15 protein-coding genes are annotated in these 15,371 nt (G+C 69.3%); 14 read left to right on the plus strand and 1 reads right to left on the minus strand.

Annotated elements, in window-relative coordinates:
- Window positions 1-23 precede the first annotated feature (23 nt).
- From ACJ9NR_RS26765 to ACJ9NR_RS26830, 14 genes are all read left to right on the plus strand, one after another.
- Window positions 24-671, plus strand: coding sequence for an L-threonylcarbamoyladenylate synthase (locus tag ACJ9NR_RS26765; protein ID WP_412493473.1), 648 nt, complete (start codon window positions 24-26; stop codon window positions 669-671).
- Window positions 668-1,348, plus strand: a complete 681-nt coding sequence (locus ACJ9NR_RS26770; RefSeq protein WP_412493474.1) for an arsenate reductase/protein-tyrosine-phosphatase family protein — start codon at window positions 668-670, stop codon at window positions 1,346-1,348. Before ACJ9NR_RS26765 ends, ACJ9NR_RS26770 begins: the two co-directional genes overlap by 4 nt.
- Window positions 1,349-1,436: 88 nt before the next feature.
- Window positions 1,437-2,678 (plus strand): serine hydroxymethyltransferase, encoded by a 1,242-nt coding sequence (gene glyA / locus ACJ9NR_RS26775; RefSeq protein ID WP_412493475.1) that lies wholly within the window; start codon window positions 1,437-1,439, stop codon window positions 2,676-2,678.
- Between the two features lie 150 nt (window positions 2,679-2,828).
- Complete coding sequence (locus ACJ9NR_RS26780; RefSeq protein WP_412493477.1) at window positions 2,829-4,157, plus strand: MraY family glycosyltransferase; 1,329 nt, start codon at window positions 2,829-2,831, stop codon at window positions 4,155-4,157.
- Window positions 4,158-4,492: 335 nt separating this feature from the next.
- A complete protein-coding gene (locus ACJ9NR_RS26785; protein ID WP_412493478.1) occupies window positions 4,493-4,945 on the plus strand; it encodes a Cg1360 family ATP-synthase-associated protein in 453 nt (150 codons plus the stop codon).
- A gap of 294 nt (window positions 4,946-5,239) precedes the next feature.
- Window positions 5,240-6,046 carry a F0F1 ATP synthase subunit A gene (atpB, locus tag ACJ9NR_RS26790; protein ID WP_412493479.1) on the plus strand — a complete coding sequence of 269 codons (807 nt, stop codon included), beginning with the start codon at window positions 5,240-5,242 and terminating at the stop codon, window positions 6,044-6,046.
- A 75-nt stretch (window positions 6,047-6,121) separates the two neighbouring features.
- A complete protein-coding gene (gene atpE, locus ACJ9NR_RS26795) occupies window positions 6,122-6,367 on the plus strand; it encodes an ATP synthase F0 subunit C (RefSeq protein ID WP_266605575.1) in 246 nt (81 codons plus the stop codon).
- A gap of 41 nt (window positions 6,368-6,408) precedes the next feature.
- On the plus strand, window positions 6,409-6,957 hold the full coding sequence (locus tag ACJ9NR_RS26800; RefSeq protein ID WP_412493480.1) for a F0F1 ATP synthase subunit B: 549 nt from the start codon (window positions 6,409-6,411) through the stop codon (window positions 6,955-6,957).
- A 5-nt stretch (window positions 6,958-6,962) separates the two neighbouring features.
- A complete protein-coding gene (locus tag ACJ9NR_RS26805; protein WP_412493537.1) occupies window positions 6,963-7,778 on the plus strand; it encodes a F0F1 ATP synthase subunit delta in 816 nt (271 codons plus the stop codon).
- 148 nt (window positions 7,779-7,926) lie between these two features.
- Window positions 7,927-9,519 (plus strand): F0F1 ATP synthase subunit alpha, encoded by a 1,593-nt coding sequence (atpA, locus tag ACJ9NR_RS26810; RefSeq protein WP_412493481.1) that lies wholly within the window; start codon window positions 7,927-7,929, stop codon window positions 9,517-9,519.
- A gap of 21 nt (window positions 9,520-9,540) precedes the next feature.
- The gene (locus ACJ9NR_RS26815; RefSeq protein WP_412493482.1) at window positions 9,541-10,476 is read left to right on the plus strand and encodes a F0F1 ATP synthase subunit gamma; all 936 of its coding nucleotides are present in this window, start codon (window positions 9,541-9,543) and stop codon (window positions 10,474-10,476) included.
- Entirely contained in the window at window positions 10,476-11,912 is a 1,437-nt protein-coding gene (gene atpD, locus ACJ9NR_RS26820) for a F0F1 ATP synthase subunit beta (protein ID WP_412493483.1), read from the plus strand. Before ACJ9NR_RS26815 ends, atpD begins: the two co-directional genes overlap by 1 nt.
- Before the next feature lie 108 nt (window positions 11,913-12,020).
- Window positions 12,021-12,395 (plus strand): F0F1 ATP synthase subunit epsilon, encoded by a 375-nt coding sequence (locus ACJ9NR_RS26825; protein ID WP_412493484.1) that lies wholly within the window; start codon window positions 12,021-12,023, stop codon window positions 12,393-12,395.
- A 142-nt stretch (window positions 12,396-12,537) separates the two neighbouring features.
- Window positions 12,538-12,984 carry a DUF2550 domain-containing protein gene (locus tag ACJ9NR_RS26830; protein WP_412493485.1) on the plus strand — a complete coding sequence of 149 codons (447 nt, stop codon included), beginning with the start codon at window positions 12,538-12,540 and terminating at the stop codon, window positions 12,982-12,984.
- A gap of 411 nt (window positions 12,985-13,395) precedes the next feature.
- Here ACJ9NR_RS26830 and ACJ9NR_RS26835 read toward each other — a convergent pair whose 3' ends face one another.
- Window positions 13,396-15,222 carry a glycosyl hydrolase family 18 protein gene (locus tag ACJ9NR_RS26835; RefSeq protein WP_412493486.1) on the minus strand — a complete coding sequence of 609 codons (1,827 nt, stop codon included), beginning with the start codon at window positions 15,220-15,222 and terminating at the stop codon, window positions 13,396-13,398.
- Window positions 15,223-15,371: the final 149 nt, after the last annotated feature.

Here is a 15,371-nt window from a genome sequence, read left to right on the forward strand (position 1 = left end):
GTGTACGAGGAGGCCCGCTAGACATGGCTCGGCGATACGACACCAATGACGCGACCGACCGCACGACCGGTCTGCGCGAAGCCGCGTCCGCCGTCCGCCGTGGCGAGCTCGTGGTGCTTCCGACCGACACGGTGTACGGCATCGGCGCGGACGCGTTCTCCTCGGAGGCCGTCGGCGACCTGCTGGAGGCCAAGGGCCGGGGCCGCAACATGCCCTCTCCCGTGCTGATCGGCTCCCCGAACACGCTGCACGGCCTGGTCACGGACTTCTCCGAGATGGCCTGGGAGCTCGTCGACGCCTTCTGGCCCGGCGCGCTCACGCTCGTCGCCAAGCACCAGCCGTCGCTGCAGTGGGACCTGGGCGAGACCCGGGGCACGGTCGCCGTGCGCATGCCGCTGCACCCGGTCGCCATCGAGCTGCTGACCGAGGTCGGCCCCATGGCGGTCTCCTCCGCCAACCTCACCGGGCACCCGTCCCCGGAGACCTGTGACGCCGCGCAGGAGATGCTCGGCGACGCCGTCTCCGTGTACCTCGACGGCGGCCCGACGCCGGGCAACGTCCCGTCGTCCATCGTCGACGTCACCGGCCGCGTGCCGGTGCTGCTGCGCGAGGGCGCGCTGTCCCCGGAGGAGCTGCGCAAGGTCGTACCCGACCTCGAGGTGGCCAATTGACAGCCCCTGACGCGGGGCGTGGCATAGGCAACGGGGAACGGGCGACGGAGATCACGACAACGTTTGTCGGGCTTCCACGCGACTGCTTCCGCATCCTCCACGTCAGCACCGGCAACGTCTGCCGCTCGCCCATCACCGAGCGGCTGACCCGGCATTACGTCACGCAGCGCCTCGGCGTCCTGGGCGGTGCGCTGATCGTGGAGAGCGCGGGCACCTGGGGCCACGAGGGCGCGCCCATGGAGGCCAACGCGGAGCGGGTGCTGGCCGACTTCGGCGCGGACGCCTCCGGCTTCACCGGCCGGGAGCTGCTCGACGAGCACGTCATCATGGCCGACCTCGTGCTGACGGCGACCCGGGACCACCGCGCCCAGGTCATCTCCATGGGCCACTCGGCGGGCCTGCGCACCTTCACCCTGAAGGAGTTCACCCGCCTGGTCCGCGCGATCGACCCCGCGACCCTGCCCCCGCTCCAGGACGGCGTCGTCGCCCGCGCCCGCGCCCTGGTCCGGGCGGCCGCCGCGCTGCGCGGATGGCTGCTGGCCCCGACGGCCGAGGCGGACGAGGTCTACGACCCGTACGGAGCACCGCTGACCTTCTTCCGCTCGATCGGCGAGGAGATACACCAGGCGCTGGATCCGGTGGTGACCGCGCTGACGGGAGTGCCCGCGAGGATGTAATCGCCCGCGCACTCCGGGGACACCGGGCCTACATTGGTCGTACGTCATCACGGCGAGCCGCCCGAGAACACGTCGTCCGGAGCCCACCATGCCGGTCATCCGCGCCCACCAGACCGCCGACGTCCTGCTGCGGCAGGATCCCGAGCTGGCCGAGATCCTGCTCGGGGAGCTCGACCGGCAGTCGACGACGCTCCAGCTCGTGGCCGCGGAGAACTTCACCTCGCCGGCCGTCCTGGCGGCGCTCGGCTCCTGCCTGGCCAACAAGTACGCCGAGGGCTACCCGGGCGCCCGGCACCACGGCGGCTGCGAGATCGTCGACGTGGCCGAACGCGTGGCCGTGGAGCGGGCGAAGGCCCTCTTCGGCGCCGAGCACGCCAATGTGCAGTCCCACTCGGGATCATCGGCCGTCCTCGCCGCCTACGCCGCCCTCCTGCGCCCCGGGGACACCGTCCTCGCCCTCGGCCTGCCCTACGGCGGCCACCTCACGCACGGCTCGCCCGCCAACTTCTCCGGCCGCTGGTTCGACTTCGTCGGCTACGGGGTGGACGCGGAGACCGGGCTCATCGACCACGACCAGGTGCGCACGCTGGCCCGTACGCACCGGCCGAAGGCGATCGTGTGCGGCTCCATCGCCTACCCGCGCCACATCGACCACGCCTTCTTCCGCGAGGTCGCCGACGAGGTGGGCGCCTATCTGATCGCGGACGCGGCCCATCCCATCGGGCTCGTCGCCGGGGGAGCGGCGCCCAGTCCGGTGCCGTACGCCGACATCGTCTGCGCGACCACGCACAAGGTGCTGCGCGGGCCGCGCGGCGGAATGCTGCTGTGCGGCGCCGAACTCGCGGAGCGGGTCGACCGCGCCGTGTTCCCCTTCACCCAGGGCGGCGCGCAGATGCACACCATCGCCGCGAAGGCCGTCGCCTTCGGCGAGGCGGCGACACCGGCCTTCGCCGCGTACACCCATCAGGTGGTCGCCAACGCGCGGGTGCTGGCGGCCCGGCTGGCGCGGGAGGGCATGGTCGTCACCACCGGCGGCACGGACACCCATCTGATCACCGCCGACCCGGCACCCCTCGGCGTCGACGGGCGCACCGCGCGCGGGCGGCTCGCCGCGGCCGGAATGGTGCTGGACTGCTGCGCGCTGCCGCACGGCGACGCCCGCGGCCTGCGGCTGGGCACGGCGGCGGTGACCACCCAGGGCATGGGAGAGGAGGAGATGGAGCGGATCGCCGCCCTGCTCGCGGGTGTGCTGCGCGGCGGGACCGAGAACCAGAAGGCGCGCGACGAGGTGCGTGAGCTGACCGGTAGATTTCCGCCGTACCCGGGTTGAGCGGGGGTACCCGCACCGCCGTACACCTGGGCACGCGCCGCGTGCACAGGCACGCGTGCAACCATCGTCGCTACCCGGAAGTCCTCACCCATATGCGTCCGTCGCTAGGGTGTGGGGCTGAGATGGCCAGCGAGACCTGTGGGGAAGCCTGTGCGTGAATACCTGCTGACGCTCTGCATCACGGCCGCGGTGACGTACCTGCTGACAGGCCCGGTACGGAAGTTCGCGATCGTGGCCGGAGCCATGCCGGAGATCCGGGCCCGTGACGTGCACCGGGAGCCCACTCCGCGCCTCGGCGGTATCGCCATGTTCTTCGGCCTGTGCGCGGGCCTGCTGGTCGCCGACCACCTGACCAACCTCAGTGAGGTCTTCGAGAAGTCGAACGAGCCGCGGGCGCTGCTCTCCGGAGCGGCGCTCATCTGGCTGATCGGCGTGCTGGACGACAAGTTCGAGATCGACGCCCTGATCAAGCTCGGCGGCCAGATGATCGCCGCCGGCGTCATGGTCATGCAGGGGCTGACGATCCTGTGGCTGCCCGTCCCGGGCGTCGGCAGCGTGGCGCTCACCCAGTGGCAGGGCACGCTGCTGACGGTGGCGCTCGTCGTCATCACCATCAACGCCGTCAACTTCGTCGACGGCCTCGACGGCCTGGCCTCCGGCATGGTCTGCATCGCGGCCGCGGCGTTCTTCCTGTACGCCTACCGGATCTGGTACTCGTACGGCATCGAGGCCGCCGCCCCGGCCACGCTGTTCTCGGCCATCCTCATGGGCATGTGCATCGGCTTCCTGCCGCACAACATGCACCCGGCGCGGATCTTCATGGGCGACTCCGGTTCCATGCTGATCGGGCTGGTGCTGGCCGCGGGCGCGATCTCCATCACGGGGCAGGTGGACCCGGACGCGCTGAAGCTGTTCGTGGGTTCCGAGAAGGCGGCCGTGCACCAGACGGTGCCGGTGTACATCCCGCTGCTGCTGCCGCTGACGATCATCGCGGTGCCGACCGCGGACCTGGTGCTCGCCATCGTGCGGCGCACCTGGCGCGGACAGTCGCCGTTCGCCGCGGACCGCGGGCACCTGCACCACCGGCTGCTGGAGATCGGGCACTCGCACAGCCGGGCGGTGCTGATCATGTACTTCTGGTCGGCCCTCATCGCCTTCGGCGCGCTCGCCTACTCGGTCAACTCGGCGTCCATGTGGATCGTCCTGGGCATCGTGTTCCTCAGCGCGGTCGGCCTGGCGCTGCTTCTGCTGCCGCGCTTCACCCCGCGGGCCCCGCGCTGGGCCGAGCACCTGGTGCCGCCGCGCTACCGCCGCCGTAGGGCGGCCGCTCAGGCGGAGGCCGAGGCCGTGCCGGCGGCTCCGGCCGAGGAGGAGGGGCGGGCCCGGGCGGCGGCCGGTGTGCCGGGAGTCAACGGAGCGACGTCCCTCGGTACTCGTTCGCGCGTTCTGGACCGGCGCGAAGCGGGCACGTCGCGCTGACGGCAAGGTAAGAATCTGACTAACACGTGACCATTCGGTGGGGGAGTATAAGGCCCCAATACCGGACAAGACAGCCTTGATTGTGCACAGGCGCGCAGGTTCACTCTCATGTGTGACGGTAGGCACACCAAACAGGTAAAGACCTCATCAAGAGGTTTGTGATAGCGTTCACTACCGCCGGGGGAGGCGCCGAAGGGTCTCGGTGCAACGGTCCTTTGGCCCGCGGTGCCCTCACCTCTCCTCGCGTTAACCTCAACACCACGCCGGATCGCTGCCGAACCAGCGCCGGTCAGCACGCCCCCCATACGACCCCCACTCCCTGTTGGAGTTTCCGCATGCAGTCAAACGATGTCCGGATCCTCCGGGGCGCGGCGATCGTCGCCGCCCCTGTCGGCATCGTCGCCACCGTCGTCAGCGCCCTCGTCGCCGGCGAGAAGGGTCTGATCGGCGCGCTGGTGGCGCTCGCCGTGGTCGCCGGCTTCTTCGGCCTCGGCTCCGCGGCGCTGATGCGTCTCACACAGGACAAGCCGCAGCTCGCGATGACGGCGGGACTGCTGGTCTACACGGTGCAGATCCTGCTCATCGGGGTCTTCATCGTCGTCTTCAAGGAGACCACGCTGTTCAACGGCCGGGCCTTCGCCCTCAGCCTGTTGGTCACGGCGCTGGCCTGGGTGGGTGGGCAGGTGAAGCAGAGCCTGACCAGCCGGATGCTGTACGTGGATCCCGAGCCGTCCGTGCCTGCCAAGGAGGCGGACCCGGCCAAGGCGGAGTCCCTTGATGCGGCGTAGGGGGCAGGTAAAGGCGATACATCCCGGTCTGCTATCGTCCGGAAGCGCTTCCGGTGAGGGTCCCTCCCGCCTCTCGGGCGGAGGAGGACACCGCCCTCACGGTCGACGGTGCATTCGGATCGACAGCTGTGGTCACAGCGTGGCGTCCGAGCGGCCGGACCCGCGGCGGATGCGTTCCACGGACTGCGGCGACAGCGTCACACCCCCATGTCCCCGGTGCCGATCAGCGGCCTCACCAGCCGCTCTGACACACAAGGTTGCCGTTTCTTATGCGTCACGACGAAGGAGTCACGGGTGAGTGCCCACATGCTGCTCGCTGAAAGCGGCTGCCACATCAATGCCGACTGTGCCTTTCCCGCGCCGGGCCTCCACTCGTTCGACTTCAAGCCGATCTTCAGCGTCGGCAGCTTCGACTTCACCAAGCCGATGCTCCTGGCGGTCATCTGCACGGTGATCGTGGTCGGTTTCTTCTGGGCCGCCTTCCGCAAACCGCAGCTGGTCCCCGGGAAGCTGCAGCTCATCGGCGAGATCGGTTACAACTTCGTCGCGCGCAGCATCGCCCTCGAAGTGATCGGCAAGAAGGGGACCAAGTTCATCCCCTTCCTCACGTCGATCTTCTTCTTCGTGTGGATCATGAACATCATGGAGCTCATCCCGTTCGCGATGTTCCCGGCGACCTCCCGGTTCGCCTTCCCGGTCGCGCTCGCGGCGCTGGTGTGGATCACCTACATCTTCCTGGCGTTCAAGACGCACGGCTTCCGGGGCGGCATCAAGAACCTGGTCTGGCTCGAGGGGATCCCCAAGGCCCTCGTGCCGCTGATCGTGGTACTGGAGTTCCTGCAGAACGTGATCCTGCGCCCCTTCACCCTCGCGGTGCGACTGTGGGCCAACATGTTCGCCGGTCACATGCTGATCGTCATGTTCAGCGTCGCCACCTGGTATCTGCTGACGCCCTCGATCATGTCGGGCATCGCCGCGGGTTCGTTCGTGGTGGACGTCCTCATGACCGCTCTCGAGGTGCTGATCACGTTCCTTCAGGCGTACATCTTCACCCTGCTCGCCTCGATCTACATCAGCGGTTCCCTCGAAGCGAGTCACTGACCCCCCCGTTTCACCCCCATCAGACCTCCGTCGGGAAGCCCCCCGGCGGACCGCATCACGAAGGAAGACAGGGAAATGTCTGCCGAGCTCATCAACCTCGCCGCCGCCACCACCGCGGGTCGTCTGGGCGCCGTCGCCTACGGTCTGGCCGCCATCGGCCCGGGCGTCGGTATCGGTCTCGTCTTCGGCCACTCCATCGAGGCCATGGCCCGCCAGCCCGAGGCCATGCCGATCATCCGCACCAACATGTTCCTCGGCTTCGCCCTCTGTGAGGTGCTCGCGCTCCTCGGCCTGGTCGTGCCCTTCATCTTCCAGAAGTGACGCGGGCCGGCCAGTAGCCAGACTCGACGAAAGGTTCAGACATGATGACCTTCCTGGCGGAGGCGGGATCGGAGAACCCTCTCCTTCCCAGCACCGCGGAATTGATCATCGGCCTGCTCTGCTTCTTCATCGTCTTCGGCTTCCTCGGTAAGAAGCTCCTGCCCAACATCCAGAAGACCCTGGATGAACGGCGCGACGCGATCGAGGGCGGCATGGAGCGAGCGGCTGAGGCACAGGCCGAGGCCATGCAGATTCTCGAGCAGTACCGGGCCCAGCTCGCCGAGGCCAGGCACGAGGCGGCACGCCTGCGCCAGGAAGCGACCGAGCAGGGTGCCGTGATCATCCAGGAGATGAGGGCGGAGGGCCAGCGCCAGCGCGAGGAGATCATCGCCGCCGGGCACGCCCAGATCGAGGCGGACCGCAAGGCAGTGGTCACCGCGCTCCGCCAGGACGTGGGCAAGCTCGCCACCGAACTGGCCGGCAAGCTGGTGGGTGAGTCGCTGGAGGACCACGCCCGCCAGAGCCGTACGATCGACCGCTTCCTCGACGGGCTCGAGGAGAGCGCGGCGAAGGTCGAGGCGACCCAGTGACTGCGCTGCACGGAGCGAGCCGTGAAGCGCTCGCCGCCGCACGTGAGCGTCTCGACGCGCTGACCGACACCCCGTCGGTCGACGCCGCGCGGCTCGCCGAGCAGCTGGCCGCCGTCACCGCGTTCCTCGACCGCGAGGTGGCCCTGCGCCGGGTCCTGACCGACCCGGTACAGCCGGGCGAGGCCAGGGCCGAGCTGGCGGGACGGCTGCTCGCCGGGCAGGTGGACGGCCCGGCCGTCGACCTGATCCGCGGCATGGTCCGCTCCCGCTGGTCGCGCTCGCGCGACCTGGTGGACGCGGTGGAAGAGCTTGCCGCCGTCGCCGACCTGACCGCGGCCGAGCAGACCGGTGCGCTCGACGGCGTCGAGGACGAGCTGTTCCGGTTCGGCCGGATCGTTCAGTCCAGCGCCGGGCTGCGCGCCGCGCTGACCGACCGGGCGGCCTCCGTCGACGCCAAGAGCGAGCTGCTGCACAGGCTGCTCGGCGGCAGGGCCCACCCCGTCACGGAGCGGCTGGTCGTGCGTCTTGTCGCGCGGCCGCGGGGACGTAGCCTTGAGGGAGGCCTCGAAGCCATGTCCCGGCTCGCCGCGGCTCTCCGGGGCAGGGCGGTCGCCGTCGTCACCTCGGCGGTGCCGCTCACGGACGGGCAGAAGCAGCGCCTCGGCGCCGCGCTGGCGAAGCTGTACGGACGCCAGATGCACATGAACCTGGACGTGGACCCCGCAGTCCTCGGCGGGATCTCCGTCCGGGTCGGCGACGAGGTCATCGACGGCACGATCGCCGAGCGCCTCGCAGAGACCTCCCGGCGGTCGGTCGGCTGACGGCCACCGGACACCACAAAGAACAGCGGCCCGGTTGGGCCGTGCAGAAAATGCAGAAGATTCCTGGGGGCCCGCGGCCCAGCCGCTAAGGGAAACAGCCCCAGACCCCCAAAGACTTCGGGCCCAACAAGGAGAGCAGGGAACCCAGATGGCGGAGCTCACGATCCGGCCGGAGGAGATCCGGGACGCGCTGGAGAACTTCGTCCAGTCGTACAAGCCGGACGCGGCCTCGCGCGAGGAGGTCGGTACGGTCACCCTTGCCGGCGACGGCATCGCGAAGGTCGAGGGGCTGCCCTCGGCCATGGCCAACGAACTGCTGAAGTTCGAGGACGGCACCCTCGGCCTCGCGCTGAACCTGGAAGAGCGCGAGATCGGTGCGGTCATCCTCGGCGAGTTCAGCGGCATCGAGGAGGGCCAGCCGGTGCAGCGCACCGGTGAGGTGCTCTCCGTCGCCGTGGGCGAGGGCTACCTCGGCCGCGTCGTCGACCCGCTCGGCAACCCGATCGACGGCCTCGGCGAGATCGAGACCAGCGGCCGACGCGCCCTCGAGCTGCAGGCCCCCACGGTCATGCAGCGCAAGTCGGTGCACGAGCCGATGGAGACGGGCTACAAGGCCGTCGACGCGATGACCCCGATCGGCCGCGGCCAGCGCCAGCTGATCATCGGTGACCGTCAGACCGGCAAGACCGCCCTGGCCGTCGACACGATCATCAACCAGCGCGACAACTGGCGCACCGGCGACCCGTCGAAGCAGGTCCGCTGCATCTACGTCGCCATCGGCCAGAAGGGTTCCACCATCGCCTCCGTGCGCGGTTCCCTCGAAGAGGCCGGCGCCCTGGAGTACACGACCATCGTCGCCGCCCCGGCGTCCGACCCGGCCGGCTTCAAGTACCTCGCGCCGTACACGGGTTCGGCCATCGGCCAGCAGTGGATGTACGAGGGCAAGCACGTCCTCATCATCTTCGACGACCTCTCGAAGCAGGCCGACGCCTACCGCGCCGTGTCCCTGCTGCTGCGCCGCCCGCCGGGCCGCGAGGCCTACCCGGGTGACGTCTTCTACCTGCACTCCCGTCTGCTGGAGCGCTGCGCCAAGCTCTCCGACGACATGGGTGCCGGCTCGATGACCGGCCTGCCGATCGTGGAGACCAAGGCCAACGACGTCTCGGCGTTCATCCCGACCAACGTCATCTCCATCACCGACGGCCAGTGCTTCCTGGAGTCCGACCTGTTCAACGCCGGCCAGCGCCCGGCGCTGAACGTCGGCATCTCGGTCTCCCGAGTCGGTGGCTCCGCCCAGCACAAGGCGATCCGCCAGGTCTCCGGACGGCTGCGCGTGGACCTCGCCCAGTTCCGTGAGCTGGAGGCGTTCGCCGCCTTCGGTTCCGACCTGGACAGCGCCTCGAAGGCTCAGCTGGAGCGTGGCCAGCGCATGGTCGAGCTGCTCAAGCAGCCGCAGTACCAGCCGATGGCCACCGAGGACCAGGTCGTCTCCATCTGGGCCGGCACCACCGGCAAGATGGACGACGTGCCGGTCGCCGACATCCGTCGCTTCGAGAAGGAGCTCCAGGAGTTCCTGCACCGCAAGGAGCAGGGCCTGATGACCTCCATCAAGGAGGGCGGCAAGATGTCCGACGACACCCTGCAGGCCCTGGCCGACGCCGTAGCGGAGTTCAAGAGGCAGTTCGAGACCTCCGACGGCAAGCTGCTCGGCGAGGACGCCCCGGCCGCCGCCGACAAGTGACGTAAGGAAGGGACCTGACTCATGGGAGCCCAGCTCCGGGTCTACAAGCGTCGCATCCGATCCGTCACCGCGACCAAGAAGATCACCAAGGCGATGGAGATGATCGCCGCCTCGCGTGTCGTCAAGGCGCAGCGCAGGGTGGCGGCCTCCACGCCGTACGCGACCGAGCTCACCCGCGCGGTCACGGCGGTCGGCACCGGTTCGAACACCAAGCACCCGCTGACCACGGAGGTGGAGTCGGCGACCCGCGCCGCGGTGCTGCTCGTCACGAGCGACCGCGGCCTGGCCGGCGCCTTCAACTCCAACGCGATCAAGGTGGCGGAGCGGCTGACCGAGCGTCTGGAGGCCGAGGGCAAGGAGGTCGACAGCTACATCGTCGGCCGCCGCGGCATCGCCCACTACAACTTCCGCGAGCGCGTCATCGCGCAGTCGTGGACCGGCTTCACGGACGAGCCCTCGTACGCGGACGCGAAGCAGATCGCGGGGCCGCTCATCGAGGCCATAGAGAAGGACACCGCGGACGGCGGCGTGGACGAACTCCACATCGTTTACACCGAGTTCGTCTCGATGATGACCCAGACGGCGATCGACGGCCGGCTGCTGCCGCTGCGCCTCGAAGAGGTGGCGACCGAGTCGTCGGCGGGCGCCGCCGCGGGCACGCCGGGCGGGATCCGTCCGCTGTACGAGTTCGAACCGTCGGCGGAGGACGTCCTCGACGCCCTGCTGCCGCGCTACGTCGAGAGCCGCATCTACAACGCGCTGCTCCAGTCGGCCGCCTCCAAGCACGCCGCCACGCGCCGTGCGATGAAGTCGGCGACCGACAACGCGGGCGAGCTGATCAACACGCTCTCCCGCCTTGCCAACGCGGCCCGCCAGGCCGAAATCACCCAGGAAATCAGCGAGATCGTCGGTGGCGCCAGCGCCCTGGCCGACGCGACCGCGGGGAGTGACAAGTAATGACGACCACTGTTGAGACGGCCGTTGCCACGGGCCGCGTCGCCCGGGTCATCGGCCCGGTCGTCGACGTGGAGTTCCCCGTCGACGCGATGCCGGAGATCTACAACGCCCTGCACGTCGAGGTGGCCGACCCGGCCAAGGCGGGCGAGAAGAAGACGCTGACCCTGGAGGTCGCCCAGCACCTCGGCGAGGGCCTGGTCCGGACGATCTCGATGCAGCCCACCGACGGCCTGGTCCGCCAGGCCACGGTGACCGACACCGGTGCGGGCATCAGCGTCCCGGTCGGCGACTTCACCAAGGGCAAGGTGTTCAACACCCTCGGCGAGGTGCTGAACGTCGACGAGTCCTACGACGGCGAGCGCTGGTCCATCCACCGCAAGGCCCCGGCCTTCGACCAGCTCGAGTCCAAGACCGAGATGTTCGAGACCGGCCTGAAGGTCGTCGACCTCCTGACCCCGTACGTCAAGGGCGGCAAGATCGGTCTGTTCGGTGGTGCCGGTGTCGGCAAGACCGTGCTGATCCAGGAAATGATCATGCGTGTCGCCAACCTCCACGAGGGCGTCTCCGTCTTCGCGGGTGTCGGTGAGCGCACCCGTGAGGGCAACGACCTCATCGCCGAGATGGAGGAGTCCGGCGTTCTGGACAAGACCGCCCTGGTCTTCGGCCAGATGGACGAGCCCCCGGGCACGCGTCTGCGCGTCGCCCTGGCCGGCCTGACGATGGCGGAGTACTTCCGCGACGTCCAGAAGCAGGACGTGCTGTTCTTCATCGACAACATCTTCCGCTTCACCCAGGCCGGTTCCGAGGTCTCCACGCTGCTCGGCCGTATGCCGTCCGCGGTGGGTTACCAGCCGAACCTGGCCGACGAGATGGGCCAGCTGCAGGAGCGCATCACCTCCACCCGCGGTCACTCGATCACCTCGATGCAGGCGATCTACGTTCCCGCGGACGACCTGACCGACCCCGCCCCGGCCACCACGTTCGCGCACCTCGACGCGACGACGGTGCTCTCCCGTCCGATCTCGGAGAAGGGCATCTACCCGGCCGTGGACCCGCTGGACTCCACGTCCCGCATCCTGGACCCGCGCTACATCGCGCAGGACCACTACGACGCCGCCATGCGCGTCAAGACGATCCTGCAGAAGTACAAGGACCTCCAGGACATCATCGCGATCCTCGGTATCGACGAGCTCGGCGAGGAGGACAAGCTCGTCGTCCACCGTGCCCGTCGCGTGGAGCGCTTCCTGTCCCAGAACACCCACGCCGCCAAGCAGTTCACCGGTGTGGACGGTTCGGACGTACCGCTGGACGAGTCGATCGCCGCGTTCAACGCGATCTGCGACGGTGACTACGACCACTTCCCGGAGCAGGCGTTCTTCATGTGCGGTGGCCTGGAGGACCTCAAGGCCAAGGCCAAGGAGCTGGGCGTCTCCTGACCCCCGTGGCGCCGAGGGGGCGGGCGCGTCCCGCCCCCTCCGCCACGCCTACTAGACTTGTAACCAACACCCGGCGAAACCGCCGGGTGACGACCCGAGGAGCCACCCTTGGCTGCTGAGCTGCACGTCGAGCTGGTCGCTGCCGACCGCCAGGTCTGGTCCGGTGAGGCCCGACTGGTCGTCGCTCGCACCGCGTCCGGCGACATCGGCGTCATGCCCGGTCACCAGCCGCTGCTCAGCGTGCTGGAGTCGGGCCCGGTGACCATCCGTACGAGTGATGGTGGAACCGTCATCGCCGCGGTGCACGGCGGTTTCATCTCGTTCGCGGACAACAAGCTGTCGCTGCTGGCCGAGATCGCCGAGCTGTCGGACGAGATCGACGTCCAGCGCGCGGAGCGGAAGCTCGAGCGCGCGAAGGCGGAGGGCGACGCCGCCGCCGCGCGGCGCGCGGACGTCCGACTGCACGCGGCGGCGGCGCGCTGAGCCAGCTCGCCGTGTGATGACGTCACTCAGCCGCGGTCGGAACCGGAGCAATCCGGGGCCGACCGCGGCTGAGGCAGATCTGGATGTTTTTTCCGTTCCGTTACCTGTTTTCGGTACCTAGGAGACGAGGAGGTCGGTGTCGATGGTCCTCGCTCTGACTGTGTGCGGAATCGTCGTGGCCCTGGTGGTGCTGGGGCTTTTCGTCTTCGGGCTGCGGCGCAGACTCATCCAGCGCTCCGGCGGTACCTTCGACTGCTCGCTGCGCTGGGGCGTGGCCGAGAAACCCGACACCAGCGGCAAAGGCTGGAGCTACGGCGTCGCCCGCTACAGCGGCGACCGCGTCGAGTGGTACCGCGTCTTCTCCTACGCCTACCGTCCGCGGCGCACCCTGGAGCGCGCCGCGATCGAGGTCGCCGGCCGCCGTCTGCCCGAGGGCGAGGAGGAGCTGGCGCTGCTGTCCGACGCCGTCGTCCTGACCTGTCTGCACCGGGGCACGCGCCTGGAACTCGCCATGAGCGACGACGCGTTGACGGGATTCCTGGCCTGGCTGGAGGCGGCCCCGCCCGGGCAGCGGGTGAACGTCGCCTAATTCCTCTCCTGACACACCGGATTGGGCGTGTCCGGCTGGCCGACCACGACGGTGTGGGGTTCGGGGCTCAGACTCACCGTGACGTGCACCGGCAGGGCGGCCAGGGCGGCCGCGAGTGCGGTTCCCGTGAACACTCTCGCGGTCGCCGCCCGGTTGGGCCTGCCGGACCTGCTGTTCCTGCGCTTCCTCTGGTTCCCCCGCGACATCTCATCCCCCTGGACAAGCCGTTCCGTTTCTGGTTGAGATGTGAATTTTCCCCGGTCGGCGGGCGCCCCCCACCTGCCGTTCGGACCCGCCGCCAAGGGCCGAACGGCCCCCCGCAGTGCACGCCGGGGGCGCGCGGAGCATGAGAAAGCTCCGCCGCGGACGGCCCGTGGGCCACCCGCGGCGGAGCTGGGGCGGAGCGGGGGATCAGCTCAGCCCGCTGCTGATGGCGCTCACCAGTTCGCCGTTCGCGGTGTCACCGCTGAACTCCCAGAAGAAGGCGCCGCCGAGGCCCTGGTTCTTGGCCCAGCTCATCTTTCCGGCGATGGTCGACGGGGTGTCGTAGGACCACCAGTTGCTGCCGCAGTGCGCGTACGCCGTACCGGCGACGGTGCCGGTCACCGGGCAGGACGTCTTGAGGACCTTGTAGTCCTCGATGCCCTGCTCGTACGTGCCGGCCGCCGGGCCCGTGGCGGTGCCGCCGGGGGCGTCCTGCGTCACGCCGGTCCAGCCGCGGCCGTAGAAGCCGATGCCGATGAGCAGCTTCTTCGCGGGCACCCCGATCGCCTTGAACTTGGCCATCGCGTCGGCCGTGGTGAAGCCGGCCTTCGGGATGCCGGAGTACGAGGTGAGCGGGGAGTGCGGGGCGGTGGGGCCCTTCGCGTCCCAGGCGCCGAAGAAGTCGTACGTCATCACGTTGTACCAGTCGACGTACTGGGCGGCGCCCGCGTAGTCCGCGGCCTCGATCTTGCCGCCGGCCGAAGCGTCGGCGGTGACCGCGCCGGTGACCAGCGCGGAGGAGCCGAACTTGGCGCGCAGCGCGGCCATCACGTTCTTGTAGGCCGCGGCCCCGCTGGTGTCGCAGGACAGACCGCAGGCGTTCGGGTACTCCCAGTCGATGTCGATGCCGTCGAACACGTCGGCCCAGCGCGGGTCCTCGACCAGGTTGTAGCAGGACTGCGCGAACGCGGCCGGGTTGGCCGCGGCCTGGGCGAAGCCGCCGGACCAGGTCCAGCCGCCGAAGGACCACAGCACCTTGATGTTCGGGTACTTGGCCTTCAGCTCGCGCAGCTGGTTGAAGTTGCCGCGCAGCGGCTGGTCCCAGGTGTCCGCGACACCGCTGACGGACTGGTCGGCGGTGAAGGCCTTGTCGTAGTCGGCGTAGGAGTCGCCGATCGCGCACTGGCCGTTCGTCACGTTGCCGAAGGCGTAGTTGATGTGCGTGATCTTGGCGGCGGAGCCGGACGTCACCAGGTTCTTGACGTTGTAGTTGCGGCCGTAGATGCCCCACTCGGTGAAGTACCCGAGCTTGACCTTGTCGCCGGTGGCCGGGGGCGGGTCCGTGGTGCCGCCGGTGGTGTGCACGGCGACGGCGCCGCTGACCGGGCCGGTCTGGTCGGCGGTGTCACGGGCCTGGACGGTGTAGGAGTAGTCGGTGCCGGCGCTCAGGCCGGTGTCCGTGTACGAGGTCGTGGTGACCGTCGAGACCTTCTTGCCGTCGCGCAGGACGTCGTAGTTCTTGACGCCCTTGTCGTCGGTGGCCGCGCTCCAGGAGAGCTTCACCGAGGTGTCGGTGACGGAGGAGGCGGTGGGGGTGCCGGGCGCGGAGGGCGCCGCGTCGCCGGGAGTCGTGGTGCCGTCACAGCTGTCGCCGTTCAGCGTGCAGTTGGACGGGGAGCCGGAGCCCTTGCCGTTGAAGCCGAAGGAGACGGAGGCGCCGGGGGCGAGGGTGCCGTTGTAGGACTTGTTCTTGGCGGTCCAGTGGGTGCCGGAGTTCGTGACGTCCGCGTCCCACGCGGAGGTGACGGAGGTGCCGGAGGGGAAGTCCCAGTTGATCGTCCAGGAACTGATGGACGCGCTGCCGGTGTTGGTGACCGTCCACTTGCCTTCGAAGCCGGTTCCCCAGTCCTGGGTCTTGGTGTAGGTGGCTTTCGCGTCCGTCGCTGCCTGGGCGGGGCTCGCGAGGCCGACCAGACCGGCCAGGGGGAGCAACAGGGTCGCGAACCCTGCCGCGGCTCTGTGTCTGAAGCGCATGGTGCGCCTCCCTCGTGTCAGGGGATGAGGGCGCGACTGAGCCTTCGCGCCCACGGTGCCGAGAGAATAGAAAGGTCTGGACCACGGGTCAATAGGTCTGGACCACTGAGTCCGCGGCCGACCGGATCCCCAACTGCCGCGCCGAGGGC

This window comes from Streptomyces sediminimaris, from assembly GCF_047049295.1.
In the GTDB taxonomy this organism is placed as follows: domain Bacteria; phylum Actinomycetota; class Actinomycetes; order Streptomycetales; family Streptomycetaceae; genus Streptomyces; species Streptomyces sediminimaris.